Here is a 24,736-nt window from a genome sequence, read left to right on the forward strand (position 1 = left end):
CCGGCGCGCCGCCTGAACGCAGGCGCGTCACAGCGTCAGCCGCTCGCCGCTCTGCTCCCCTGCCGCCGCCTCCTGCGCCTCGATGACGCGCTTGAACAGCGCGGCGGCCATCTCGTTGTACTGCTTCGCCTCCTCCTTTTTCCGCTGCCGGTCGCAGAGCTTGGCCAGCTCCTGATAAATGCTGCCGACTGCCGGATGATCCTTGCCGCGCAGCTTTTGGGTCACAGCTAAAGCCTGCTTGTAGAATTCCTCGGAGCGGTCATAGTTGCCGCAAATACGGCTGGCCTCGGCAAGATGATTGTAGATGATGATGATTCCGGCCAGATCCGGCTGCGGCGACTTGGTCTTGATCTTCAGCAGCCGCTCCAGCAGCGGCACCGCCTCGAACTCCGCCTCCAGCTCCATGTGTAGACGAGAGAGCTTGTCAAGAATGCCTGCCAGCACCATGTCGTTGTCGCTTTTCTCCATGATCGCCAAGGCTTGCTTGTACGGTGCCTCCGCCTTCTCGTACTCGCCCTGACTTTCCTGTAGCTGGCCGAGCAGGAACCAGCAAATGCCCAACTCTGGATGCGTCTTGCCCAGATGCTTGGCGATGCCGTTCATGGCTTTCTTGCAGTATTCCATCGCCGGGCCGGTCTGGCCGGAGAGCAGGGCGGTGCAGCATATCTCCCGCTGGGCAACGGCCAGCTCCGCGTCTGCACCCTCCTTGCCCATGAGCAGTTTTTCTATCGCCGAAAAGCAGGCCAGTGCTTTTTTGTGCTGGTACATCTTGCGGGCCAGCAGTCCGGCTGCCTTCAGGTAATGGAAATTGCTCTTGTCTAACTCAATGGCTTTATCGAAACGCACTGCGGCCCGGCTGAAATCCATTCGGCATTCAGCCAGCCTGCCGCTGTGGTAAGCAGCGAAGGCCCCGACCTTGCCGCCTTTGCCCACCAGCTTGTCGAAAACCTGTTCAGCCTCTACTGTGCTGGCATTGGCCTGCACGCCAACACAGGCCAGATCGTGATCGGCCTTGTCGAACATGTTCTGCATCTTACCCAGCGCGGCCAGTGCGCCCTTGCGGCAGGCTATCTCGTTGCGGTAGCTCTGCTTGAAAAAAGTCAACGCCTCCGTGATGGCGGTCACGGCCATTTGCAGCTTCTCGCGCCTGCTGTCGTCGCGGCTTTCAATCGCCGCTGTCAGCGCAGGCAGGAGCTTCTTTTTCTGGGCAATTAGGCGCTGCCCGTAGGATTCAGGGGACAGGGCGATATTTTCGGACACGGCCTCGGTTCCTCCTCAGCAGGTTGGTGGGCGGCTTTTGGCATGGCAAGCTCTTGCGCCTTGGTATAGCAGACCAGCGGCCCAAGGACAAGCAAATCTTTGCTTGGCCGGAGCGGCAGCGGCCTGTCTGCGCTTATATCTGTTGAGAAAACAGAACAAATCAAGTATGCTTCCTCCATTCATATCTGCCGCCGCCTGCGGCAGGAGTTTTTCAATATTTTGCAACCGCTTCAGCAATGCCGATTTACGAATTTCTCTGCCACGACTGCAACACCATCTACAACTTTTTTTCCAGCCGGATCAACACCGAAAAACGCCCGGACTGCCCCAAATGCGGAAGAAAGGAGCTTGACCGCCAGCTTTCCTCGTTCGCCGTCATCAGCAAGGCCAAAGAGTCGGACGGAGACGATGATCACCCTTTAGCTGGGATGGACGAGAGCAAAATGGAACGCGCTTTTGAGAGCTTGATGCGCGATGCGGAGGGAATGAATGAGGACGATCCCCGCCATATGGCGCAATTGATGCGCAAATTTTCGGACAAAACCGGCATCAATCTCGGCGATCAGATGAATGAGGCCATTGCCCGGATGGAGGCTGGAGAAGACCCGGATGAAATTGAACAAGACATGGGCGACCAGCTTGATTCCGAGGATTCCTTTTCTTTGGAGCTGCTGAAGAAAAAAATTCGTTCTGGCCCCAGACAGCCGACGCGGGACGAAACGCTGTATCAGCTCTAACTCACCATCGAAGCGGAGACCGTCATGGGCACCGACAACTTGATTCTGCTGGAAGTTCTGGAGTGGTTCGACGAAACCGGCCAAGAGCTGCTGCACCGCCTGCCGGAGCGCGGTTCTGGTGAAATCAAGTTCGGCGCCCAGCTTACGGTGCGCGAGAGCCAGGCGGCGGTCATGTACTACAAAGGCCGGGCCGCCGATGCCTTCGGGCCAGGCCTGCACACGCTGCGCACCGGCAACATCCCGATCATCACCAAGCTGCTCGCCACGCCGTGGGGCATGACCAGCCCGCTGCGGGCCGAAGTCTATTTCGTCAATCTCAAGCTCTTCCCCAACCTGAAATGGGGCACCCGCGATCCGCTCGCCTTCCGCGATTCGGAGCTGGGCTTTGTCCGCCTGCGGGCGCACGGCATCTTCAACATCCGCGTCATCCAGCCAGTGCTGTTTATCAACACTTTGGCCGGGACGATGGGCAAATACAGCACCGAACAGATTGAAGAATATCTGGGCCGAGTGATCGTCTCCCGGCTCAACGACTATCTCGGCGAAACCGTGGACACGCTGTTCAGCCTGCCCGCCCAGTTTGACGAGATGGCGGAGGAGATGAAAAAACGGCTGGCCAAGGATTTTGTCCGTCTCGGCTTGGCGTTGGACGATTTGCTCATCAATTCCATCACGCCGCCGGAGGAGGTGCAGGCCGCGATTGACGACCGCAGCCGCCTTGGCGCGATTAAAGATATAGACAAGTTTGTCCGCATGAAAGCCGGAATGGCGATGGAAAAAGCGGCGCAGGCAGGCGGCGAGGCCGGGGCTGGTTTGGGCATGGCAATGGGCATGATGATGCCTGCCATGTTTGCCGGAACTTCAGCAGGCTCGGTTTCGACAAGCTCAACCGCCGTCAGCACGGCGCAGTGTTCAGGATGCAGCAACCGCATTCCCACCGAGGCCCGTTTTTGCCCGTTCTGCGGACGGCAGCAAATTATCCTCATGCAGTGCGTCAACTGCGGCAAAAATCTCACGCCGGGCGACAGATTCTGTTCCCGCTGCGGCCAGCCTGCGGACAAAAAGCCGGTGCCGGTGATCTGCACGGCCTGCAACCAAGAAAATTTGCCCGGCGCGAAATTCTGCGGCGGCTGCGGCCTGAAACTGCTATGAGCATGAACATTCTCCGCGTCGAGCAGCCTTGCCCTCAGTGCGGCGGTTCGGTTGTCCTTGCGGCGGACGACCGCCTGCTCACCTGCCCGTATTGCAAGGTGAAAAGTTTTCTCCTTGCCAGCGGCGGGCCGTTCCGCTATGCCCTGCCCAACCGGGCCAAAGAGCAGACCCTGCTGCTGCACGCTCCCTACTTGCGCTTCAAGGGCAATATTTTCTCCGTCACGGATGCCGGTGTTTCGCACAAGGTTTTGGACACCACCCAAGACGGCAGCGGCCTGCCCGGTCTGCCCGCCTCACTCGGCGTGCGTCCGCAGGCTATGCCGCTGCTTCGCGTTCACAGCGGCAGCAAAGGCCGTTTTTTGCCCTTTTCCGGGCGGATCAGGGATATTTTTGAAAAAGCGACCAAGCTGCGCAAGCTGATGGAGGACCGCCCTGATGAAACGATGTATCATCAAGCATATATCGGCGAAACCTTGAGCTTCATTTATCTGCCGCTGCTGCCCAAAAACGATATTCTTTTCGATGCGGTGCAGGGACAGCCGCTGCCCGGCTCATCCGCAATTGGGTTGAAAAGCGAGCCGTTTCAGCACACGTGGCAGCCTCACTTCCGGGCCGCGCTCTGTCCGCGCTGCGGCGGCAATCTGGAGGGCGAGGGCGACTGTCTGGCACCGATTTGCAGCAACTGCGACATCGTCTGGCAGATAGGCAAGGAGGCATTGGAGCGCACGGTCTGCAAGGTGATTCCCGGCGGCAGCCGGACTCCGGCTCTGCATCTGCCGTTCTGGCGCATTGCTGCCGAGCTGCCTGCTTTGGGCATCAGCAGCTTTGCGGATTTTGCCGAACGCACCAATCAGCCCTTTATTGTGCGCCCGGAATGGCGCAGCCAGCAGATGCGGTTTTGGGTGCCTGCCTTCAAGCTGCGCCCGGAAATTTTTCTCCGCACCGCCAAGCAGATCACCATCAGCCAGCGGCTGTTCGGCCCAGAACGGGACATGCACCTCAAGACCACCGCCAATCCGTATCCGGTGACGCTGCCGCTCAGTGAGGCCCGGCAGTCGCTCAAGGTGATTCTGGCCGCCTCCGCTGCCAGCGGACGCAATATATTTTCCCGCTTGCCTGAGGCGGAAGCAGAAATGCAGACCGCCGCTCTGGTCTATCTGCCCTTTGATGACCGCCAGCTTGACTGGACGCAGTCGCACACTGGCGCAGTTATTGGCAAAAGCGTGCTCCAGTTTGGCCGGAAGCTCTGAAATGCAGGAAGATGAGCGGTTCATGCGGGCCGCTTTGTCTGAAGCGGAACTGGCTTTGGCGGCAGGAGAATTCCCGGTTGGCTGCGTGCTGGCGCAGGATGGCCGCATCCTCGCGCAAGGCCGCCGCGCAAACAGCGGCAACGCGTCACGCAACGAGCTGGATCATGCCGAAGTTGTCACTCTGCGCGGTCTGCTGGCAGCGCAGCCGGGTTTGGATTGCAGCACAATCACCTGTTATTCCACGCTCGAACCCTGCCTGATGTGCTTCAGCACTATGTTGCTGTCGGGCATCCGCCGTTTTGTCTGGGCGTATGAAGATGTGATGGGCGGCGGCACTTCCGTGCCTTTGGCGCAGCTTGCTCCGCTCTATCAGGAAATGCAGGTTGAGCTGCTGCCGGGCATTCTCCGCCGCGAGAGCTTGGCCTTGTTTGCCCAGTTTTTTCAAAATCACTCCTACTGGCAGGGCAGCCTGCTTGCGGAATTCACTCTTGCAGAACACCAGCGAAGTAACAGCCAGAACGGTTGATTTCAAACCCGGCGAGCGCAACGTTTTCCTGCACCTGCTCACCCAGTGCAATCTCGCCTGCCGCCATTGCTACATCAATCCGGCCCAGCACGGCACCAGCATTTTGCCGAAAGCAACGGCCATTGACTGGCTGCGGCTTTTCGCCCGGTCTGAGCGCAAGAGCAATTTAGTGCTGCTTGGCGGCGAGCCGACCCTGCATCCTGATCTGGCAGAAATCATCCGGGCGGCCAAGGCCTTGCGTTACGCCGTGACTGTGGATTCCAACGGCTTCCTGTTTCACAGCTTTTTGGAACGGCTGCGGCCTGACGAGCTGGATTTTCTCAGCTTCAGCTTAGACGGCCCGGACGCGGCGGTGAACGATCCCATCCGGGGCGAAGGAGTGTTTCAGGTCTGCACGGAAAACCTGCGCAAGGCCGTTGCGCTTGGCTTCCGCACCAGCCTGATCTGCACCGTTTCCGCCTTGAATATTGACCACCTGCACAAAATGCCCGCCCTGCTTGCCGAGCTGGGTGTGCGGCGTTTCTTCATCCAAGTCATCGGACTGCGCGGCAAATCAGCCAAGAACGACACGCTGCAAGTCGAGCCAAGCCGCTGGCTGGAGGCAGTGCCGGAAACCGCCCGTCAAGCCGCCCGACTCGGCATTCATGTCACCTTTCCCAAGGTTTTTCTTGAACCGAAGGAAACCTTTTCCTGCGCGGGGCAAGTTTCGGAAAATTATTTTGTTTTCCCAAATGGCCGGGTCTATCGCTGCCCGCTCTGCGAAGATTATCCGATTCACAGCCTCGTCATCGAAAACGGTCAGCTTCTGCGTCGGGACGGGCTGAACGAAGACCGTTTTTTCAGTCTGCGCATCCCGGAAGGTTGCGTGATGAATACGCTGCTTCAGCCTGACTCCATTGACTATTTGCCGGACGGAACGCCAGCGCACCGCATCTCCTGCTGCATGTTGAAGCAGGAGTATTGCAGCACCGTCATTCAGAAACTGCCCAAGCCCAGCACGTCAAACATGCTGTAAAGGCCTTTGGGCTTGTCCGCCACCCACGCCGCAGCCAAGGCCGCGCCACGAGCGAAGTTGTCCCGGCTATGGGCGCGGTGAGCGATTTCAATCCGCTCGCCCGCGCCAGCAAAATAAACGGTATGCTCGCCGACAATGTCGCCTGCCCGCACGGTCTGAATGCCGATTTCCTTATCCGTGCGCTCGCCGATCATGCCATGCCGCTCATATACGCCAACTTCCGCCAGATTGCGGCCCAAGCCAGCGGCGGCCATCTCGCCCAGCCGGAGCGCAGTGCCGGACGGCGCATCCTTCTTCATCCGATGGTGCGCCTCGACTATCTCCACATCGTAGGCATCGCCAAGCACAGCGGCGGTTTTTTCCACCAGCTTGAAGAGCACATTCACGCCCACCGCCATGTTCGGCGATTGGACGCAGGGAAAATGCCCGGCGGCGGTCTCGCGCAGTACGGTCAAATTATCAGCGGTCAGGCCGGTGGTGCCGATCACCATCGCCCGGCCATGTTGGGCGGCAATTTTAATGAATTCCATCGTGGACTTATGGGCGGTGAAGTCAATAATCACCTCGCCTTGGTCAATCACCGCCTCCAAGCTGTCGGCAATGCTCACGCCAATCGGACCAAAACCCGCCACTTCGCCCACATCTTTGCCGACAAACGGACTGCCTGCCTGCACAAAAGCCGCGCTCAAGGTCAATCCAGGATGCTGCCGCACCATATCGCAAATGCGGCGGCCCATACGTCCAGCGGCACCGGCTACAATTACTTTAGTCATAATTTGCTCTCTTGTGTTGATAAGGAATCTTTTTCAAAGACATTTTTCAGGTCAATAATTATATCTTCAAATATGCTTATTTTTACAGCATCTTCAGCGGAATACGTGCCGCTTAGACAAAATTTACCATCGGTTAAGAGAAAGACATGCACGAGCGCATCGTCAGGGTTGACAATCCAATACTCACGCACCCCGGATTTCTCATAGAGAAAATATTTATCTTTCCAGTCCGCCTTTGCAGTGGAAGGTGAAAGAATTTCAACGACAAGATCAGGTGCGCCAACGTAGCCTTTTTTCTCAATTTTCTTTGAATCACAGACAACGATAATATCCGGCTGAACAACAGTGTCCTGTGACAGATACACATCTATCGGCGCATAGACAATTTGGCAGGTTTTTCTTGGCCGCAGATGAAATTTGATTTCAAATTCCAGATTGCTGGAAATCAGTTGATGCTGCCAGCTTGGCGCAGGCGACATGGCATGAACACCGCCATGCAGAAGCTCGTAACGCTGCCCGTCATTCCATGCGATGTAATCATCAACGGTGTAGCGTTGGGTTGAGGCGAGTTGCGGGCTGTTCATACGTTTATTACTTGTGAAGTTCCATCCTATACGATGATGAATCATCCAAGCTGCTCCGAACGCTGGCGATTTCTGCTGCTATATCTTCATCAGAAATGCTTGAAGACTGCGGCAGACCTTGGACATGACGCATGAGTGCTTGCCACGGGATGGTTTCATCAATGATGTAGCATTGATTTGAGATAACTTGTTGCGAACAATTAAGAAAGATACATTGGCTCATAAATTTGTACACCACTGTCGCTCACAAGGAACACCATCGTTATTGCCGTCCATTTGTGTATTTGGGCAATTTTTTAAAAAGAAAGTAGCTTCAGCGCATGAAGTCATTTGGGAACAATGCGTTCGGCCATCACAACGGAATGGTGACGTGGTAGTGGATACAAGCTCTTGTGGTGCAATTGCGATTTGCGGATTTACTCGCTGAAAATACTTGACGTAGCCAGTCGCAATCAAACCGAGGATGAAAATTGGTAAAACGACGCAGCCAAGTGAGCTTCTTTTTTTGGGCTGACGGGAAAACTTTAGCATCTTAGGCTCAGGAAAGTCTATCCGCACGAGGCTCCTTGCCCGCTTTTTTCCCTCTCCAGTGATTTCTATTTCAAATGTGAGCTTTTCCCCAATTTGTGGACACTTCCCTTGTTTAGGAAATGCTGAGATATGAACGAAAATTTCCTGACCGCCTTGCATAGGGGCAATGAACCCAAAGCCACGATCATTATTCCATTTAGAAAGAATTCCTTCAATACGCATAGGAGAAAGGACTGTATTTCACAGCTTACAGGGCGCATCCCCCGCCCGCTGTCAATAGAGAAAACTCCGCAATAGTGGCTTTCATTCCATGCTGGAATGATTTTTTTTGCTGCATATCTGATTGAAAAGGGCGATCCAAAGACCGCCCCATTGCATCAATCAAATTAATCCCAGCTTCTTCATCTCCGTCGTCAGCTTGTTCAGCGACGGCTCGTCCATCTCGGTCATCGGCAGGCGCACTTCTGGCGTGGCAATCTTGCCAATCAGATGCACAGCCTTTTTCGCCGGAGCCGGGCTGGGATAGCAGAACATCGTGCCCATCAGCGGGAAGAGCTTGTAGTGAATTTCCTTGCTCTTGGCCAAGTCGCCGTTCAGGGCGGCTTCCATCAGCTCGGACATCGCCTTCGGCATCACGTTGGAAACCACCGAAATCACACCCTTGCCGCCGATCAGCACTGTGGGCATGGAGGTGAAATCATCGCCGGACAGGACAATGAAGTCTTTCGGGCAGATGCGGATGATCTCGGAAATCTGGTTCAGGCAGCCGCAGGCCTCTTTAATGCCGATGACATTGGGCAACGCGGCCAAACGGGCCACGGTGGCCGGGGCCATGTTGGTGACAGTGCGGCCCGGCACGTTGTACACCACCATCGGGATGTCCACTGCCTCGGTGATGGCCTTGAAATGCTGATACAATCCTTCCTGGCTCGGCTTGTTGTAATACGGCACCACCGACAGCACCGCGTCCGCGCCGCTGGCCTTGGCCGACTCGGTCAGCTCAATGGCCTCAAGGGTGTTGTTGGCTCCGGTTCCGGCAATGACCGGCACCCGGCCTGCCACGGTCTTCACGGTCAGCTCGATCACCCGCTTGTGCTCGGCAAAGCTGAGAGTGGCGGACTCGCCGGTCGTGCCGCAGGGCACCAGACCGTGAATGCCGCTCTCAATTTGAAAATTGATCAGATTGACCAAACTTTCCTCATCAACCTTGCCATTCCGCATCGGGGTGACAATGGCGGTGATGGCTCCCTGAATTCTCTTTGCTGCTGTCATCGTGTTCTCCTGAGATATTAAAGCAATGCCTCGCTGCGCAGTTCTCCCGCGTAGATGATCCGGGCTGGGCCTTTCAGGAAAACATTATAAACAATTGGCTCTGTTCTGCCAGCCTTAACCTCGCCCAGCTCGAACAAAATCAGCAGGCGGTCGCCGCCGGAAGTGGATGTGTTGCGTTCTCCACACTGCTGCCGGGCTAATATTTTTGGATAACGCAAAAATTGTTCATTCCGAACTGAAAATACTGATGTTTGATAATTTTCAAACCGTCAACATCAGAGATAAGCTCTTTCAGCTCATCTAAATCATAGTATTTTTTATGATCATCAATCTCTTTCCTGTTGATAATTCCTAATTTGAAAGCAAGAAATTCCAGCAAGGGCTTTGCTCGCTTCCCAGGAACAGTCAAAATAAACTTCCCCTCATTTTTTAAAACTCTGCGCACCTCAGAAACAATATGCCTCGGTTTGTCTATATGTTCAAGAACTGCAAGCATTGTTACAGCATCAAATGAACAATCATTAAAAGGAAGAGTTTCGTTTAATGTCATATTGATAGTTTTTATTTTATGAGAAGATAATTCTTGAACTTTAAAATCAATACCTATTCCATGTTCGATATATGGCTCTATAGAAGAGAGAAATTTATGGTTAAAGCCACAGCCGATATCGAGAATATTGCATCTATGAATATCTTTTACTTCATCAACGACCTTGCCTATACGAATTTTTCTCAATATAGGTTCAAGAAATGGCTCTTTCATTTTCAAATTGCCCCCCCCTTAGTTTGCACTGCGACAACTGTCTTGCAGCTTCAAAATTTTTATCTGGAAAGGCAAATAACATAAAATAATTAGCGAAACAACAATATCCTTCTTGAAGGAATTCATGTTTTCCTCTATAGATTTTTCCATCTGAATACAGGGAGGATGTTTCATCTTAGTTATCATTTTGTTCAGCAAAGGCGCGTCCATCTTGATCCGCAAGACAGACGGCCCTGAGGCGACTCTGATTTTATCGATAAGAGGTACGGCATTACTTTAAAGCAATGCCTCGCTGCGCAGTTCTCCCGCGTAGATGATCCGGGCTGGGCCTTTAAGGAAAACATTATAAACAATTGGCCCTGTTCCGCCAGTCTTAACCTCGCCCAGCTCGAACAAAATCAGGAGGCGGTCGCCGCCGGAAGTGATGATTTCCACCGGCGAGGCGGCTTGGCCAAGCAGGGCGGCGATGATCGCGCTGGCAGCGGAGCCAGTGCCGCAGGCCAGCGTCTCGTCCTCCACGCCGCGCTCGTAGGTGCGCACTTTGAAGGCATCGCCGCGCTTTTGCACGAAATTGACGTTGGTCCCTGCGGACTGAAAGGCTTCGTGGTAGCGAATGGCCCGGCCAAGGCCGCGCACGTCGGTTTCTTCGATATTATCAACAAAGACCACCGCATGAGGCACGCCAGTATTGAGGCTGTGCAAAGTCAGCGGCGCATTGTTGACGCTGATAGTTTGATGCAGACGTAAATCACGCGGTTCGGTCATCTTCACCGCCACCTCGCTGCCGGAAACCTCAGCTTCAATAATGCCTGCCAAGGTCCCAAAGCGCATCTTCGCCGGAGCAATGCCCTGCATGAAAGCAAAGCGAGCGGCGCAGCGCGCTCCGTTGCCGCACATTTCTGCAATTGAACCGTCGGCATTGAAGAATCGCCAGCGGAAATCCGCCTGCTCTGAATTCTCAATGAGAATCAGACCGTCCGCGCCGACAGAAAATTTGCGACGGCAGACTGCGGCGGCAAAGGCAGGCATGGAATCAGGAGCTATCAGCGGCTGACGGTGGTCAATGAGAATGAAATCATTGCCAGTGCCGCTAATTTTGACAAAGGGAATTGGAAAATTTTCTGTGTTCATGAGGAATTCAGTTCGCAAAGAAACGATATTTTATGATGCAGTACAGAGCGCGGAATCCATCCTTCATGCCGATCTTTTTCCCCTCTGCGTAGGTGCGTCCGCTGTAGGAGATGCCGACTTCATAAATCCGGCTGCCGGATTTGGCAACTTTGGCGGTGATTTCCGGCTCAAAACCAAAACGATTTTCCTTGATGGCAATACCCTGAATCACTTCCCGCCGGAACACCTTGTAACAGGTTTCCATATCGGTCAAATTCAGATTGGTGAACATATTGGAGAGCAACGTCAGGAAACGGTTTCCCATCATGTGCCAAAAGTACAGCACCCGATGCGCGTCTGAACCGACAAAGCGCGAGCCATAAACCACATCAGCCTTGCCGTCCAATATTGGCTGAAGCAACTTGGGATATTCCTCCGGGTCGTATTCCAAATCCGCATCTTGAATCAAGATGATGTCGCCCGTCGCTTTGGCGATGCCGGAGCGCAGGGCTGCGCCTTTGCCCTGATTCTTTTCGTGAAAAACCCGGATGAGGTTGCCGCCTTGCAGTTGCTCCATAATCTGCCGGGTGCTGTCTTTTGACGCATCATCCACCAGCACGATTTCCTTGTCCAGCGGCAGCCTGACAGCCTGCACTGCGTCAACAACTTCTTGCAGGGTCTTTTCCTCGTTGTAAGCTGGAATGACAATTGAGACTTTATGAAAGCTGGCTGTGTTTTTCATGGAATATCTTCAGTTCAAGAGATTGAATTGCAACGGCCCGACTGCGCATTCACCGCACCACCAGCCCGGCATAGCCGACCACCCGCTGCGCGTCGCCGCTGACATAGCCAGAGTCAGTGTGACGGATCAGTGCGGCCCGCTCCGCGCCCAATTCCAAGGCGGCAAAGAGGGCGATGGTCACCGGCGTGACCCCGCACATACTGATCCGCTTAGTCAGCACGGTGCGGTAGAGGCTGGCGGGATCAAGACTGAGGATGTCGCCAAGGGCGAGCTGGTCTTTCTCCGAAACCACAGCGCGCGGCTCGTGGTGGCTCATGTCTGTGCTGACGACAAGCAGCACCGGTTTGGCGTGATTCTTGATCACTTGGGCCAAGTCCATGCCTGCCTGACGGCACTGCGGCAGCGGCAGCCGAGAAATGGACACTGGCACGATCCGCAGCTTTTTTTGCAGATGCTGGAGAAAGGGCAGCTGCACCTCAAGGGCGTGCTCGCGCAGATGGGCGGTATTGTCGCTTTTGAAGAGCTTGGAGCCTTTGACCAGCGCAGCAGCCAGCTCTTTGGCCAGCGGCACTGTGCCGAGCGGCGTTTCCCAGTCCTCATTGCTCACTGCCAGCGGCGCGCCCAGGCCGGTGCTGTGGTTCGGGCCGAGCAGGATGACCGTTTCCGGGATTTCCGTCCGCGCCAATGTCTCGCCCGCCACTTCGCCGGAATAAATGTAGCCCCCATGCGGGACGATCACCGCCTTGGCCGGAGCCTTTTTCTTCCGCTGCGCGGCAGGCAGCAGGCGGCCCAGCTCCTTGCGCAGCTTGTCCGGGTCCGCCTCATAAAACACGCCTGCTGCTGCTGGTATGCGGCTCATGCCTTCACGCTCCACGTCGTTCCCTCCGGCCCGTCCTGCAATTCAATTTTATGCGATAACAGCTCGTCGCGCACTGCGTCGCTGGCCGCCCAATCCTTACGCTCGCGGGCGGCGTTGCGCCGGGCGATCAGCTCGTTGATTGCCGCCTCACTCAGGCTGACGGCAGCAAGCAGCTTCTCCTTTTTCCGGCGCAGATAGTCCGCCGGATTCTGGCCCAGCAGACCGAGAATGCCCGCCAGCTCGCGCAAATCCGCTGCGCCTTGGCGCAGCGCGGCCAAATCCTCAGCGTTGCCGGGCTGATCGAGCAGCATCCGGGCCGCCTTGTTGAGCAGCTTCACCGCGTCGAAAAGCTGGCCAAGTGCCTGCGCCGTGTTGAAATCATTGTCCATCGCCGCTGTGAACTGCTCCCGCAGCCCGGCGATTTTCTCCCGCTCCTTGCCGCTGACGCGCGGCTGCTCCGCCATGCCTGCGCTGTCCGGCAGCGCGGCGATCTTCGCCAAGCAGTCATACATCCGGTCAAGGCCCGCTTCGGCATCGCGCAGGGCGGTCTCGTTGTAATCGAGCGGATTGCGGTACTGGGTGGAGAAGAGGAAAAGCCGCAGCACCTCGGCGGGCCAGTGCTTGAGAACCTCGCGGATGGTGAGGAAATTGCCCAACGATTTGGACATCTTCTCTTCCTTGACCGTGACGAAGCCGTGGTGCATCCAGAGCTTGGCGAAAGGCTGGCCGTTCGCACCGACCGACTGCGCTATCTCGTTCTCATGGTGCGGGAAAATCAGATCCTGGCCGCCGCCGTGGATGTCAAAGGTCGCGCCGAGATATTTGCGGCTCATGGCCGAGCACTCGATATGCCAGCCTGGACGGCCTTCGCCCCAGGGGCTGGGCCATTTCGGCTCGCCCGGCTTCGCGCCCTTCCAGAGGACGAAATCCATCGGGTCTTCCTTCTGCTCATTCACATCCACCCGCGCCCCGGCCTGCATCTCCTCGAACTTGCGGCCCGACAGGCAGCCGTAGTCCGCGAAGCCGCGCACCCGGTAATAGACATCCCCGCCGGAGGGATAGGCAAGGCCGCGCTCGACAAGCTGCTCAATCAGGCTGATCATCTCTGGAATATGTTCGGTGGCCTTCGGCTCAATGTCCGCCCGCAGCACGCCGAGCGCGTCCATGTCGGTGTAAAATTCAGCGATGAAGCGTTCGGCCAGCACTTTGGAATCCACGCCCTGCTCATTAGCCCGGTTGATGATCTTGTCGTCAATATCGGTAAAATTACGGACAAAGGTCACTTGAAAGCCGCGCCAACGCAGGTAGCGCACGGCCATGTCAAAGACCAGCGCGGAACGGGCGTGGCCGATGTGGCACCAGTCGTAGGAGGTGATGCCGCAGACATAGAGGCGGACATGCCCCTCCTCCAGCGGCTGCAGCGGTTCCTTTTTTTTCGTCAGCGTGTTGTAGATGCGGATGCGGTTCATCTTCAGGGCCAAAATTGGGAATCTGATCAAGTTGCGCCCCAGCATAACACAGTCATCCGCAAGGGACAACAGATGAACAGGGGAAAAATGACGGAAAAAATGACGGTGAACCGTCAGTGAAATTCACTGACGGCAGCAGCAGAGGGCATCAGGCCGCGTTGAACGCCTGCTCCAGATCGGCAAGGATGTCGTCAAGATGCTCGATGCCGATGGACAGGCGGATCATCGCCTCACTCAGTCCGGCGGCGGCAAGCTGCTCGGCGGAGAGCTGCGAATGGGTGGTGCTGGCAGGATGAATGGCCAGCGACTTCGCGTCGCCGACATTGGCTAAGAGCGAGAAAAGGCGCAGGCTGTCAATGAAACGCTGGCCTGCCTCTCTGCCGCCCTTGATGCCGAAAGCGACCATGCCGCCGAAGCCGTTTTTCAGATAGTTGCGGGCCGTGCTGTTCGCCTCGCCCGGCAGGCCGGGATAGCGCACCCAGTCAACTTTTGGGTGCTGTTGCAGGAATTCCGCGACTGCTTGGGCATTGGCGCAGTGCCGCTCCATGCGCAGCGCGAGCGTCTCGATGCCTTGAAGGAAGAAGGCGCAGTTGTCCGGGCTGATGCAGGCGCCGAGATTGCGCAGCGGCACCAGGCGCATCCGCAGGGCAAAGGCGACAGGGTTCAGTGTGCCAAGATCATGCGCAAAACGCAGGCCGTGATAGCCTGCGTCCGGCTGATTGTAGAGCGTGAACTTGGGGTCGGTCCAGTCAAACCTGCCGCTGTCCACGACGATGCCGCCGATAGCCAGACCGTGGCCACCCATCCACTTGGTCAGTGAATGCACGACGATGTCCGCGCCATGCTCCAAAGGCCGAAGCAGACAGGGCGGGGTGAAGGTGGAGTCAACAATCAGGGGCAGATGATGCTTGCGGGCCACTGCCGCCACCGCTTCCAAGTCGGTCATCTCCAAGCCGGGATTGCCGATGGTCTCGCAGAAAATGGCCTTGGTCTTCGCGTTCACCGCACGGTCGAAGCTGGCAGGGTCTTTCGGATCAACCATGCGCACCGTGATGCCGAGCTGCGGCAGGATCGCGTCAAACTGGGTATAGGTGCCGCCATAGAGATTGTTGGCCGCAACCACCTCGTCGCCTGCCGCGCAGATGTTGATGATCGCGTAGAAAATCGCTGAAGTGCCGGAAGCTAGGGCCAAGGCCGCCGCGCCGCCTTCCAAGGCCGCAACCCGCTTTTCCAGCACGTCCTGCGTCGGATTCATCAGCCGGGTGTAGATGTTGCCCAGCTCTTTCAGGCTGAACAAATTAGCGGCGTGCTGGCTGTCTTTGAATAAATACGAGCTGGTGCGATAAACGGGCACCGCTCTGGAAAGCGTGTCCTGATCAACAACGTGCCCAGCGTGCAGGGCAAGGGTCTCGAAGCGGTGCTGGCTCATGGGCGACCTCCTTATACGTTAGGGAAGAGAAAACAGCGTTCTTCTTTAGACCTGTTGCAATTAAATTAAAAAAACTTTGCTTGCAGAAAAAGAACAGCAAGACATATCAAGAGGCAGATATGAAAATGACAGTTCTTTTTACTGTTATTCATCAACTGAAAAGAAAATGCTTATTTTTGCGCAACATTATCTTTGATCTGCGGCGCAGGAATTCTCGTAAGCACTGCTGCCCAGCAAGATCAGGGGCCTGAATAAGTAATGGACTGCATAAGAAAGGCCATCTGCTATGATGGCCTTTCTTATTGTTGCGGAACAGGTGCTGTCAAGCCTCAGCCGACATCCGCGAGATGTCGCCAACCTGCCGCACCAAGGCGGCCAAGCCGGTGAGCAGATTGAGCCGGTTGCGGCGCACCGCCGGGTTTTCGTCCATGACCATGACCTGCTCGAAGAAGCGGTCTACCGGCTCCTTCATCGCCAGCATGGCGTTGAGCGCGGCGGCGTAATCGCGCTGGGCCAGCAGCGGATTCGCCTGCATTGCCACGATGCTGCAAGTGCTGTGCAGCTCCTTTTCCGCCGCTTCGGTCAACAGAGCTTCATCCACCGCTGTTTCGCGGTTGTCCTTGATGATGTTGGCGATGCGCTTGAACGAACCGGCAAGCACGGCAAAGGTCTCGCTGCCGCGCATGGCTTCAAGGGCTTCTATGCGGGCTATGCAGTCGGTCAAATCATCAAAAGCAACTGAGGCCGCCGCCTCGACAGCGGCCTGGCTTTTTCCGGCGGCGGTCAGATCGTTCTCAAAGCGCAGGCGGATGAAGGTCAGGGTTTCGGCCAGCGTGTCCTCTTTCGCTTCGATTTTGCCCGCATAAGCGGCCAAAGCCTGCTGCGCCAGCTCTGTCAGCGAAAGCCGCAGATTCAGGCTGCGGATGATGTTGATCAAGCCGAGCGCGAGCCGCCGCTGGCCGAACGCGTCCTTGCTGCCCGTGGGCCGCTCGCCGATGGCGAAGCAGCCGATGATGGTGTCAATGCGGTCGGCAATGCCCACCAACGCGCCAGGCAGCGACTGCGGCAGCTCGCCGCCTGCGCGGACTGGCAGATAGTGCTCGCGGATGGCTTCGGCCACAGCAGGCTTTTCGCCGTCGAGCAAGGCGTAGGCGCGGCCAATGATGCCCTGCAAGGTTGGAAATTCGCCGACCATTGCTGTGAGCAGATCGGCCTTGGCCAGCTCCGCCGCCCGCAGCGCGTCCGCCTTCTGCTCCGGGGCGAGCCGGTCAGCCAGCCAGGCGGTGAGCGCGGCGATGCGCCCGCTTTTTTCGGTCATGGTGCCGAGCTTGTGCTGGAAGACGATGCCGCTCAGGCCGTCAATGCGGCTGGCCAGCGGCTTTTTCGTGTCCTCTTTGAAAAAGAAGAAGGCATCTTCCAAGCGGGCGCGGAGAACGCGCTGATGGCCGCTGACCGCAAGTTCACGGTCGGCGACGGCGTTGTTGTTGACCGCGACAAAGTACGGCAGCAGCTTGCCGCTCTGGTCGGCGACCGGAAAATATTTCTGATGCTCGCGCATGGAGGTGATCAGCACCTCGGCGGGCAGGGCGAGAAATTTTTCCTCAAAGCTGCCGCAGACCCCGTGCGGCTTCTCCACCAGATTGGTGACGATGTCCAGCAGTCCCTCGTCAAGCAGCGGCTGCGCCTCGGCTCCGGCCTGCGCCAGCACCGCTTTTTTCACCTCCTCAATCACCATCGTCCGGCGGATCTCAATGTCGGCGATGACCGCTTTCTCTGTCAGCTTGCTGAGATAATCCTCGAAATTCCGCACGGAAACCGGCTCCTGGCTGAGGAAGCGGTGCCCACGGGTCGTGTCGCCGCCGCGCAAGTCTTCCACCGCCACCGGCAGCACTTTGCCGCCGTAGAGGGCGAGCAGCCACTGCACAGGCCGGGCAAAGGCCAGCTTGCTCTCCGCCCAGCGCATTGATTTCGGGAAAGGAATGCCCCGCAGCAGCTCTTCCAGCACGGCTGGCAGCAGCTCGGCGGCGGCGCGGCCTTTGATTTCCTCGACAGCCATCAGATATTCGCCCTTGGCCGTGGCGACGATTTGCAGCTGCTCAACAGCCACGCCTTTGGAGCGGGCGAAGCCAAGCGCGGCCTTGGTCGGCTGACCGTTGGCATCAAAGGCCGCCTGCTTGGCCGGGCCGATGTGCTCCTGCAAGCGGGTGGGCTGCTCCTCCTGCACCTCATCCACCGCCAAGGTCAAGCGGCGCGGCGTGCCTGCGCTGCGCACCCAGCCAAAGCTCAGGCCGAGTTCCCGAAGTTTATCTGCAACAGCCTGCTCCAAATAAGCAAGCGCGGGCCGGATATAACTGGCCGGAATCTCTTCCGTGCCGATTTCAAAAAGAAGTTGCTGTGCCATGCTGGGAATGTCTGAGAGGTGAAATAGACTTTTGCCGCTCCACTATAACGCAAGTGCGGAAGGATGACAAAAAAAAACGGCTGGTCTGACGACCTGCGCGACTTCGGGAGAGCTTACAAAAAATAGCTGCCAAATTCGCGCTGCAGCCGCCTTCTGCCGTTGATGTGGCGGTAGAAATCCAAGCCCAGCCGCCGCAGGATGATAGGCGGCCACGTGCCCATTTCCAAGATGGAAGAATTTTTGCGCATGGCAACGAAATTCCGCCACCGCTCCTGCAACGACAGATTGGCTTCGGTGCGGAAGTCGGTGTATTCAAACACACCGAAGTTCTCTAAATGATAGAGGCTTTCAAAAAAATCTATTTCCTGAGAGCTTGGCGTGAAGACCATGCGGGCATGACGGCGGGCGAACCATTCCAGCTTAGGCAGGACGCAGCCTGAGTGCAAACAGGCCGCGTTCAGCCGCTTGTTCTCAGCCAGCATCTGTGTTTGCAACGGTTTGATCTTTTCCTCAAACAAAGCGCGTTCCTGCGGCATATCCACAGCAGCGATCAGCAGCTCGCCATTTTCTGTTTTAATGCGCTGGCGGACTTCACGGCGATGATCATCATGTGTTACAGATATTTCCTCAGAAAGGAAATATCCGTCTGCGCTTCCGTGTGATGCGCCCAGCATCATTTCAAACAACGAGCGATTGTTGTTATAGACGTTGAAATACGGCAGCGAACTTGTGTTGTCAAAGAGCAATCCTTGCTTGCTATTATTTTGCTGCTTAACTGCCGCATCCAAGAACCCAGCATAATATCCCTGCATCTTCACCGTGCCGCCGAGGATATGCCAGATATTATCTTGAATAGACCCTTTCCATCCCACATCAACAATGGTTAGCCCGTCATTTTCGTAGTCAACGCCAAAGGACTGCAAATAGGCAACGAAATTTCTGCGCTGCTGCTTGCGCCGTTTTTCGTAGATATCGCGGAATGAATCGCAGGCCAAAAGCTGCTGGAAGACCGGCTGGTTCGGCAAATCAATCAGGCGGGTCTGGAAATCAATCCCAGCTTGGCGGCACAGCTCTGCGGCTATAGGCTCCTCAATGTTCAAACTGAGGAGGAAATCACGCGGCGAGATGTTGCGGTAAAAATAAAACAGGCGGTTGAAATCTTCTTCCTCCAAGGGCTTGAGCGATGCCAGAAATGTGGCTTTGCGCGAAACCAGCAGGTAATGGCTGCGCACCACCGGCCTGCCAAAAAGGTCGGCCTGCATCTGATCAAAGAGAGCTTTCAGAAACTCGCCTTCTTTGGAGAGAAAAAAAACATCCCGCGCTTGCTGTTGGAGCAGACTGTGCAGCAGATTCCACGTGAAAAGCCAGAGGCTGGTTCCGGTTTCTTTGAACAGGCCGGATGTGGCTGCTGCTGCATCAAACCGCTGCCGGACAAAGGCAGGCGCATCAAGCTGCGCAGGCTCCCATTGCTGATAAAACGCCTTCTGCGCCGGGTTGAGCAGGTGCAGGCAGCGCAGCCCTTTTTCTTGCGCCCGCGCCACATCGGAATGCTGATTGTCGCCGATCATCAGCAGCTCGTCCGGCTGACAGCATAGCTCGGCGCAAATTTTTTCATACAGCCTGCCTGACGATTTGGCTATACCGTGATCAGCGGAAACATAGATGTGCTCAAACTGGCCGTTCAAACCCAGATTGGTCAGCATTTCGGTGAAGCAGCGGCCCGGCAGGTAGAAATCCGAGACCAAAACTGTGCGGAAACCCTGCTGCCGCAGCCAAGCGAGCACCTGCACAGCCTCAGCGCACGGTCGCTGCATGGCTTTTTCCACAGCAGTTTCGATGGACAAGATGCGTTCGACAAAGCTGTCCGCATCGTGCAGCGGCGCAAGATCACCAAATTGAGATTGCAGACGCAGGCGATAGGCGCGGGCGAACGGCTCCATGTAAAATTCCAACTCGCCGCCGGTGGCTGCACTTTCCGCGCTCAATTCCCGCTCAAGCTGCTGGCGCAGGGTGTAGAGCTGCTCCGGGGATACGTGGCCGCCCAAGAGCAGACTGTGCATCCGGGCGGCGAGCTGTTTGGTGAATTCCGGCTCAATCACGCGCACCGCCAAGGTGTCGAAATAGTCAAAGCAGAAAAATTTGACTCCGGCCTGCGCCTGCTGCTGGAGAAGCTGGCAGATGCAGGCAGGCGAATCCTTGCCGATGGTCCACGTTGCAGCGGAAGTCATTGTGTTCAATTTGCTGTCGGAGTTACGGGCTGTTCCGGCGCAGCATCATTGCTTGGGCTTGGCGCTGCTGCCATCGCAGGTCGCACAGTGGATGTGGTGGCCGAACGCAAATTCAGCGTTTCACTGATCTTGCGGCCCATTTTGTCTATCGCCGCGCTGCCGCCTGCGATCACGCCGCCGGTGATGACGATATCAACTAAGCCGAAAAGATTTTTTTGGATTAACGAGAGGTTGTTCAAGGCAGCCAAGTCAACCAACCCACTCAAAGCTCTCACCCCAACCACGCTGACGGCCATGCCAAGAGCGTAACTCAGCCAGTAGGCATAACGGGCGGTTTTTAAGCGATACACTGCAAGCTCATGCTCTTTTTCCTTCAACCGCCGCTGGAGAGCAGCATCCGTGCCACCAGCAAAATCAGCGCGGAGCATTGCAATATCATGCTCAATCTGCTGCCGGTCCGGCGTTCTGATGGGAACTAAAATCGCTTCAACCGCCCGCTCCATAAAAACAGCTATCACCGACAACGACATGATCAAATTGAACAGCTCGCCTTGATAAAAGGACATGGTTTTCAATGGCACCGGATTGAGCTGCAAGCAATTTAGCACCGTCACCGTCACGGCAAGAGTACATAACACAAAGAATAGAGATGCGGCGCGCCGATGTTTTTGAATGAGAGGCAGCATGGTTCTTTCCTTATAAGGTTTAGGTTGTCGCAACATTGGCAGGACAAGCTGGCACAGTTTCAGCAGCCTGCGGCTATAATTACAGTCTGCCGGAACTCAGCTATTTTTGCAAAAAAACAAAAAAGAAAAACGCATCAACTCCATCTCGGTCTGAATTTTGTCGGGGCTTGCTGGCAGTGATATACCGCAAGGGAACTGCCGCGCGGTTCCGCCTGCGGTTGTGCCGATTAGCTGGCGGACTCCAAAGCGGCGATGCGCTCTTCCAGCGGCGGGTGGGTGCTGAAGATGGCCTTCATCGTATTGCCGGAAATGCCGCTGGCCGCCATCTCTTTCGGCAGCTCGCTGGACGGCATTCCGCCAAGGGCGCGGAGCGCGTCAATCATGGGCCGCCGGTCGCGGAGCAGCTGCGCCGCGCCTGCGTCGGCCCGGTATTCGCGCTGACGGGAGAAATACATGACAACGATGCTGGCCAGGATGCCGAAAAGCAGCTCGAAGACGATGCTGATCAAATAATATGCCATGCCAGGGCCGCTGGATTCCTCCTCGTCGCCGCGCAGGAAGTTGTCCACGACATACGCGGCGGCGCGGGAAAGGAAGATCACGAAGGTGTTGACCACGCCCTGAATCAGGGTCAGCGTGACCATGTCGCCGTTGGCCACATGCGCGACTTCATGGGCTAAGACCGCTTCCACCTGCCGCCGGTTCATGGTCTGAAGCAGGCCGGTGGACACCGCCACTAACGAGTTCGACTTGCTGGGGCCAGTGGCGAAGGCGTTCGGCGCGCCTTCATAAATTGCCACCTCCGGCATGGGCAGGTTGGCCCGCTCCGCCAACCGGGCGACGGTGTTGACCAACCACCGTTCCTCCTCAGTGCGGGGCTGCTCAATAACCTCTGCGCCGGTGCTCCATTTCGCCATCATCTTCGACATGAAGAGCGAGATGAAGGAGCCGCCGAAGCCGATCAGGGCGGCAAAGGCCAGCAACATGCCCATATTCAGGCCGCCAGCGGTGAGAAAGCGGTCCACGCCGAGAATGCGGGCACTGACGGACAGCACCAGCATCACCGCGATATTGGTCAGCAAAAACAGGATGATTCGCTTCATTGCATTCCTCCATGCAAATAGGTTGGGGGGATGTAGGGTATCCTTTGTAAAAAAGGATGCGTCCTGCTGGCCGGGCTGTCAATGCCGAAAATGAGGGGTTTTCAGGCGCAGGTCGGCGGGCTGGCGGCAAACGAGAACCCCATCATCCGGCTGAGAGATTCAACCGCCCGGAGGCGCACGCTTTCTTCCACCTGCACCTCGTTGCGCCCGTCTTGCAGAGCGGCGAGCAGATTGCGCAGGCCGTTCATAGCCATCCACGGGCAGCGGCTGCACGACTCGCAGATTGCGCCTTCGCCCGCTTTCGGGGCTTCCAAGAAGAGCTTGTCCGGCATCGCCTGCCGCATTTTATAAAAAATGCCCGGCTCGGTGGCGACGATGAAGGCCGGAGCCTTGCTCCGCTTGGCCGCGTTGAGTAGATTGGTGGTCGAGCCGACATAATCAGCCAGACCGATGACTTCCGGCGGTGATTCAGGATGCACCAGCACTTCGGCCTCTGGATGCCGCTCTTTCAGCCGCCGCAGCCCGTCGGCCTTGAACTGCTCATGGACGATGCAGGAGCCGGGCCAGAGCAGCATGTCCGCGCCGGTCTCGCGCTGAATGTAGCTGCCGAGGAAGCGGTCTGAAGCCCAAAGAATTTTCTGACCCTCCTGCTTGAGATGGGCGACGATTTTCAAGGCGTTGCTCGATGTCACCACCCAGTCGGCCTCAGCCTTCACCGCCGCGCTGGTGTTGGCGTAAACCACTGCCGTTCGCTCCGGGTGCTGCCGCCGCGCCTCGCGGAACAGTTCAGCCGGGCAGTTCAGGTCGAGTGAGCATTCCGCCTGCAAGGAAGGCATCAGCACTCGCTTGTCCGGGCTGAGGATTTTCGCAGTCTCGCCCATGAAGCGGACTCCGGCGACCACCAAGGTCTGCGCGGCGTGGTCGCGGCCAAAGCGGGCCATCTCCAGCGAATCGGCCACACAGCCGCCGGTGCTCTCAGCCAGCTCCTGCACCGCGTCTTCCGTGTAGTAATGCGCGATCAGCACGGCGTTTTTCTCATGCAGCAGCGACTTGACCGCAGCAATGACCTGCCGCTGCTCCTCGCCCGGCGGCAGGGAGGCTTCAGCCGCAGCGCGGTATGCCTGCTCAATGCGGGCGGCATCCACGGTTGGATAATTGACCTTGAGCATATTCATGTGAGTTGTTCCTGCGCGATGGTTGCGGAAGACTGCCTGTGCAACGCCCTATCAAACCAACTTTCCGCCCGCCTGACAATAAAAAAAGCCCCCTGCCAGATGGCAGGGGGGAATGATTCTTTAACTGGCTGAAAAAAGAAAACTTGACAATCCGCACCAGCAAGGCGGTGATGCTGTCCGCCGCCTGCTCCCAGTTCACGCTCTCCTGCAGCCCGCCTTCTCTATTTCTTCAACAAAAGTTGCTGAATAGCCGGAAGCCAAGGCGAAGGACTGCCAGCAGCATTCGCAGTGAAGGCCGCCGTCACTGCTTTGTCCGCGTCCATCGTGACTGTGCAGGAACCTGTGCCGGAGCAGGCTCCGTTCCAGCCTGCGAAGGTCGAGCCGCTGGCCGCAGCCGCCGTCAGCGTCACGCTCTGCCCTGCGCTGAAGGACGCGGCGCAGGTGCCGCCGCAGCTGATGCCTGCCGGGCTGCTGGTCACTGCGCCGCTGCCTGTCCCGTTTTTGCTCACCGTCAGCGCATACGCTGCAACTGCTTGGCCAACGTAGCGCAGCACGCGGTTATTGTCTCTATCAGCCACCCACAGTGCGCCTCCCGCATTGTCGGCGAACACGCTCAACGGAGTAGACAATCCGCTGGCGGAAAGATTCAGAGTAGCTGTCGTGAAGTCTGGCTGCCCCAGCACGTTGTCGGCATCCGCGCCATTTGCCTTTGCCGCTGCATTGTTGAATATGAGGACACGGTTATTATTACCATCTCCGTCCGCCACATATAATCGTCCTTCGTTGTCATAGCTGACACCAGCCGGATAGTATAACCCATTCCGAGCTTGATATCCGACTACATTGCTTATAAAATCTGCCTGCCCTAACACAGCGTCCGCATCGGCACCGTTTCCTTTGTCTGCCGCATTGTCAAAGCGCAGAATACGGTGATTTCTCGAGTCAGAAACAAACAGCGCACCTGTAGCTGTTATCGTAATACCTACCGGAGAATCCATTTTGTTCCGGCCAATCGCATCAGCATCGCTCGTAAAGTCAACCTGTCCAAGTACGGCATCCGCATTGGCACCGTTTGCTTTCGATGCCGCGTTGTCAAAGCGAAGAATGCGGTTATAGTAATATTCTGCCACCCAAAGACGACCTTCAACATCTATGGCAAGCCCGGAAGGTTGCCCGATACTTTTCTGACTGGTCAACCGAACAAGGCCTCCGGTAAAATCTAATTGCCCTAGCTCACCGTCCGCATTGGCACCGTTTACTTTCGATGCCGCATTATCAAAACGCAATACGCGGAAGTTCCATGTATCCGCCACCCAGAGACGGCCTTCAGCATCGACAGCAACAGCTTGAGGACCAGCCATGCTGGCAGCACTAGTAGTTGCCCAAGTGGTAGTGACAAAATCAGGCTGTCCCAGCACAGCTTCCGCCGCCGCGCCGTTCGCCAAGGCTGCTCCCGATGCAAAGCGCAGAACGCGGTTGTTTGAGGAGTCCGCAACAAACACCTTGCCTGTGGTCGGATCAACAGCAACAGCTTGGGGGCGATACATTCTGTCAGTCCCATTGCACTCTTCAATGTCGCAGTTGCGGGCTGTGGTGAAATCAGGCTGCCCCAGCACCAAGTTTGCAGCTTGGCCATTGGTCCACGGGCCAAGACTGAAACCTGAGCGTGGA

23 protein-coding genes are annotated in these 24,736 nt (G+C 56.6%); 5 read left to right on the plus strand and 18 right to left on the minus strand.

The features are described from left to right. Window positions 1–27: 27 nt before the first annotated feature. Window positions 28–1,260, minus strand: coding sequence for a tetratricopeptide repeat protein (locus ACNKH6_RS01870; RefSeq protein ID WP_417913847.1), 1,233 nt, complete (start codon window positions 1,258–1,260; stop codon window positions 28–30). A 236-nt stretch (window positions 1,261–1,496) separates the two neighbouring features. Between ACNKH6_RS01870 and ACNKH6_RS01875 the strand changes: the two genes are divergently transcribed. From ACNKH6_RS01875 to ACNKH6_RS01895, 5 genes are read left to right on the plus strand one after another with little or no spacing between them, the layout of a single operon-like run. Continuing rightward, the gene (locus tag ACNKH6_RS01875) at window positions 1,497–1,997 is read left to right on the plus strand and encodes an FmdB family zinc ribbon protein (RefSeq protein WP_417913848.1); all 501 of its coding nucleotides are present in this window, start codon (window positions 1,497–1,499) and stop codon (window positions 1,995–1,997) included. 24 nt (window positions 1,998–2,021) lie between these two features. Then, window positions 2,022–3,149, plus strand: coding sequence for an SPFH domain-containing protein (locus ACNKH6_RS01880; protein WP_417913849.1), 1,128 nt, complete (start codon window positions 2,022–2,024; stop codon window positions 3,147–3,149). Next, complete coding sequence (locus tag ACNKH6_RS01885) at window positions 3,146–4,399, plus strand: hypothetical protein (RefSeq protein WP_417913850.1); 1,254 nt, start codon at window positions 3,146–3,148, stop codon at window positions 4,397–4,399. The genes ACNKH6_RS01880 and ACNKH6_RS01885 overlap by 4 nt, the downstream gene beginning before the upstream one ends. A 1-nt stretch (window position 4,400) precedes the next feature. Then, on the plus strand, window positions 4,401–4,925 hold the full coding sequence (locus tag ACNKH6_RS01890; protein WP_417913851.1) for a nucleoside deaminase: 525 nt from the start codon (window positions 4,401–4,403) through the stop codon (window positions 4,923–4,925). Then, complete coding sequence (locus ACNKH6_RS01895; RefSeq protein WP_417913852.1) at window positions 4,888–5,940, plus strand: radical SAM protein; 1,053 nt, start codon at window positions 4,888–4,890, stop codon at window positions 5,938–5,940. The genes ACNKH6_RS01890 and ACNKH6_RS01895 overlap by 38 nt, the downstream gene beginning before the upstream one ends. On the opposite strand, the gene dapB is transcribed toward ACNKH6_RS01895, so the two are convergent. The 17 genes from dapB to ACNKH6_RS01980 form a co-directional block, all read right to left on the minus strand. Next, window positions 5,901–6,713, minus strand: a complete 813-nt coding sequence (gene dapB / locus ACNKH6_RS01900; RefSeq protein WP_417913853.1) for a 4-hydroxy-tetrahydrodipicolinate reductase — start codon at window positions 6,711–6,713, stop codon at window positions 5,901–5,903. The genes ACNKH6_RS01895 and dapB overlap by 40 nt on opposite strands. Then, on the minus strand, window positions 6,710–7,342 hold the full coding sequence (locus ACNKH6_RS01905; protein ID WP_417913854.1) for a Uma2 family endonuclease: 633 nt from the start codon (window positions 7,340–7,342) through the stop codon (window positions 6,710–6,712). The genes dapB and ACNKH6_RS01905 overlap by 4 nt, the downstream gene beginning before the upstream one ends. A gap of 174 nt (window positions 7,343–7,516) precedes the next feature. Beyond that, window positions 7,517–8,050 carry a cold shock domain-containing protein gene (locus tag ACNKH6_RS01910; protein ID WP_417913855.1) on the minus strand — a complete coding sequence of 178 codons (534 nt, stop codon included), beginning with the start codon at window positions 8,048–8,050 and terminating at the stop codon, window positions 7,517–7,519. Between the two features lie 159 nt (window positions 8,051–8,209). Continuing rightward, window positions 8,210–9,100: a 4-hydroxy-tetrahydrodipicolinate synthase gene (dapA, locus tag ACNKH6_RS01915; protein WP_417913856.1), complete on the minus strand. Its 891-nt coding sequence runs from the start codon at window positions 9,098–9,100 to the stop codon at window positions 8,210–8,212. A gap of 17 nt (window positions 9,101–9,117) precedes the next feature. Then, window positions 9,118–9,318, minus strand: a complete 201-nt coding sequence (locus tag ACNKH6_RS01920) for a hypothetical protein (protein WP_417913857.1) — start codon at window positions 9,316–9,318, stop codon at window positions 9,118–9,120. Further along, a complete protein-coding gene (locus tag ACNKH6_RS01925; protein WP_417913858.1) occupies window positions 9,297–9,863 on the minus strand; it encodes a class I SAM-dependent methyltransferase in 567 nt (188 codons plus the stop codon). The genes ACNKH6_RS01920 and ACNKH6_RS01925 overlap by 22 nt, the downstream gene beginning before the upstream one ends. Window positions 9,864–10,139: 276 nt before the next feature. Next, window positions 10,140–10,994 (minus strand): diaminopimelate epimerase, encoded by an 855-nt coding sequence (gene dapF / locus ACNKH6_RS01930; RefSeq protein ID WP_417913859.1) that lies wholly within the window; start codon window positions 10,992–10,994, stop codon window positions 10,140–10,142. 7 nt (window positions 10,995–11,001) lie between these two features. Beyond that, window positions 11,002–11,715: a glycosyltransferase family 2 protein gene (locus ACNKH6_RS01935; RefSeq protein WP_417913860.1), complete on the minus strand. Its 714-nt coding sequence runs from the start codon at window positions 11,713–11,715 to the stop codon at window positions 11,002–11,004. 49 nt (window positions 11,716–11,764) lie between these two features. Then, complete coding sequence (gene amrB, locus ACNKH6_RS01940) at window positions 11,765–12,574, minus strand: AmmeMemoRadiSam system protein B (protein ID WP_417913861.1); 810 nt, start codon at window positions 12,572–12,574, stop codon at window positions 11,765–11,767. Beyond that, window positions 12,571–14,043 (minus strand): cysteine--tRNA ligase, encoded by a 1,473-nt coding sequence (cysS, locus tag ACNKH6_RS01945; protein ID WP_417913902.1) that lies wholly within the window; start codon window positions 14,041–14,043, stop codon window positions 12,571–12,573. The genes amrB and cysS overlap by 4 nt, the downstream gene beginning before the upstream one ends. A 148-nt stretch (window positions 14,044–14,191) precedes the next feature. Then, window positions 14,192–15,472, minus strand: coding sequence for an O-acetylhomoserine aminocarboxypropyltransferase/cysteine synthase family protein (locus ACNKH6_RS01950; protein WP_417913862.1), 1,281 nt, complete (start codon window positions 15,470–15,472; stop codon window positions 14,192–14,194). Window positions 15,473–15,794: 322 nt separating this feature from the next. After that, complete coding sequence (gene glyS, locus ACNKH6_RS01955) at window positions 15,795–17,873, minus strand: glycine--tRNA ligase subunit beta (RefSeq protein ID WP_417913863.1); 2,079 nt, start codon at window positions 17,871–17,873, stop codon at window positions 15,795–15,797. Between the two features lie 113 nt (window positions 17,874–17,986). Further along, window positions 17,987–20,101 carry an HAD-IA family hydrolase gene (locus ACNKH6_RS01960; protein WP_417913864.1) on the minus strand — a complete coding sequence of 705 codons (2,115 nt, stop codon included), beginning with the start codon at window positions 20,099–20,101 and terminating at the stop codon, window positions 17,987–17,989. Window positions 20,102–20,106: 5 nt separating this feature from the next. Next, window positions 20,107–20,787, minus strand: coding sequence for a hypothetical protein (locus ACNKH6_RS01965; RefSeq protein WP_417913865.1), 681 nt, complete (start codon window positions 20,785–20,787; stop codon window positions 20,107–20,109). A 227-nt stretch (window positions 20,788–21,014) separates the two neighbouring features. Beyond that, on the minus strand, window positions 21,015–21,890 hold the full coding sequence (gene htpX / locus ACNKH6_RS01970; RefSeq protein ID WP_417913866.1) for a protease HtpX: 876 nt from the start codon (window positions 21,888–21,890) through the stop codon (window positions 21,015–21,017). Window positions 21,891–21,991: 101 nt separating this feature from the next. Beyond that, complete coding sequence (gene nadA / locus ACNKH6_RS01975; protein ID WP_417913903.1) at window positions 21,992–23,059, minus strand: quinolinate synthase NadA; 1,068 nt, start codon at window positions 23,057–23,059, stop codon at window positions 21,992–21,994. Window positions 23,060–23,286: 227 nt separating this feature from the next. After that, window positions 23,287–24,681 carry an InlB B-repeat-containing protein gene (locus ACNKH6_RS01980; protein ID WP_417913904.1) on the minus strand — a complete coding sequence of 465 codons (1,395 nt, stop codon included), beginning with the start codon at window positions 24,679–24,681 and terminating at the stop codon, window positions 23,287–23,289. Between the last annotated feature and the right edge of the window lie 55 nt (window positions 24,682–24,736).

Origin of the sequence: Candidatus Electronema sp. JM (assembly GCF_048287415.1) — a bacterium.
GTDB lineage: Bacteria > Desulfobacterota > Desulfobulbia > Desulfobulbales > Desulfobulbaceae > Electronema.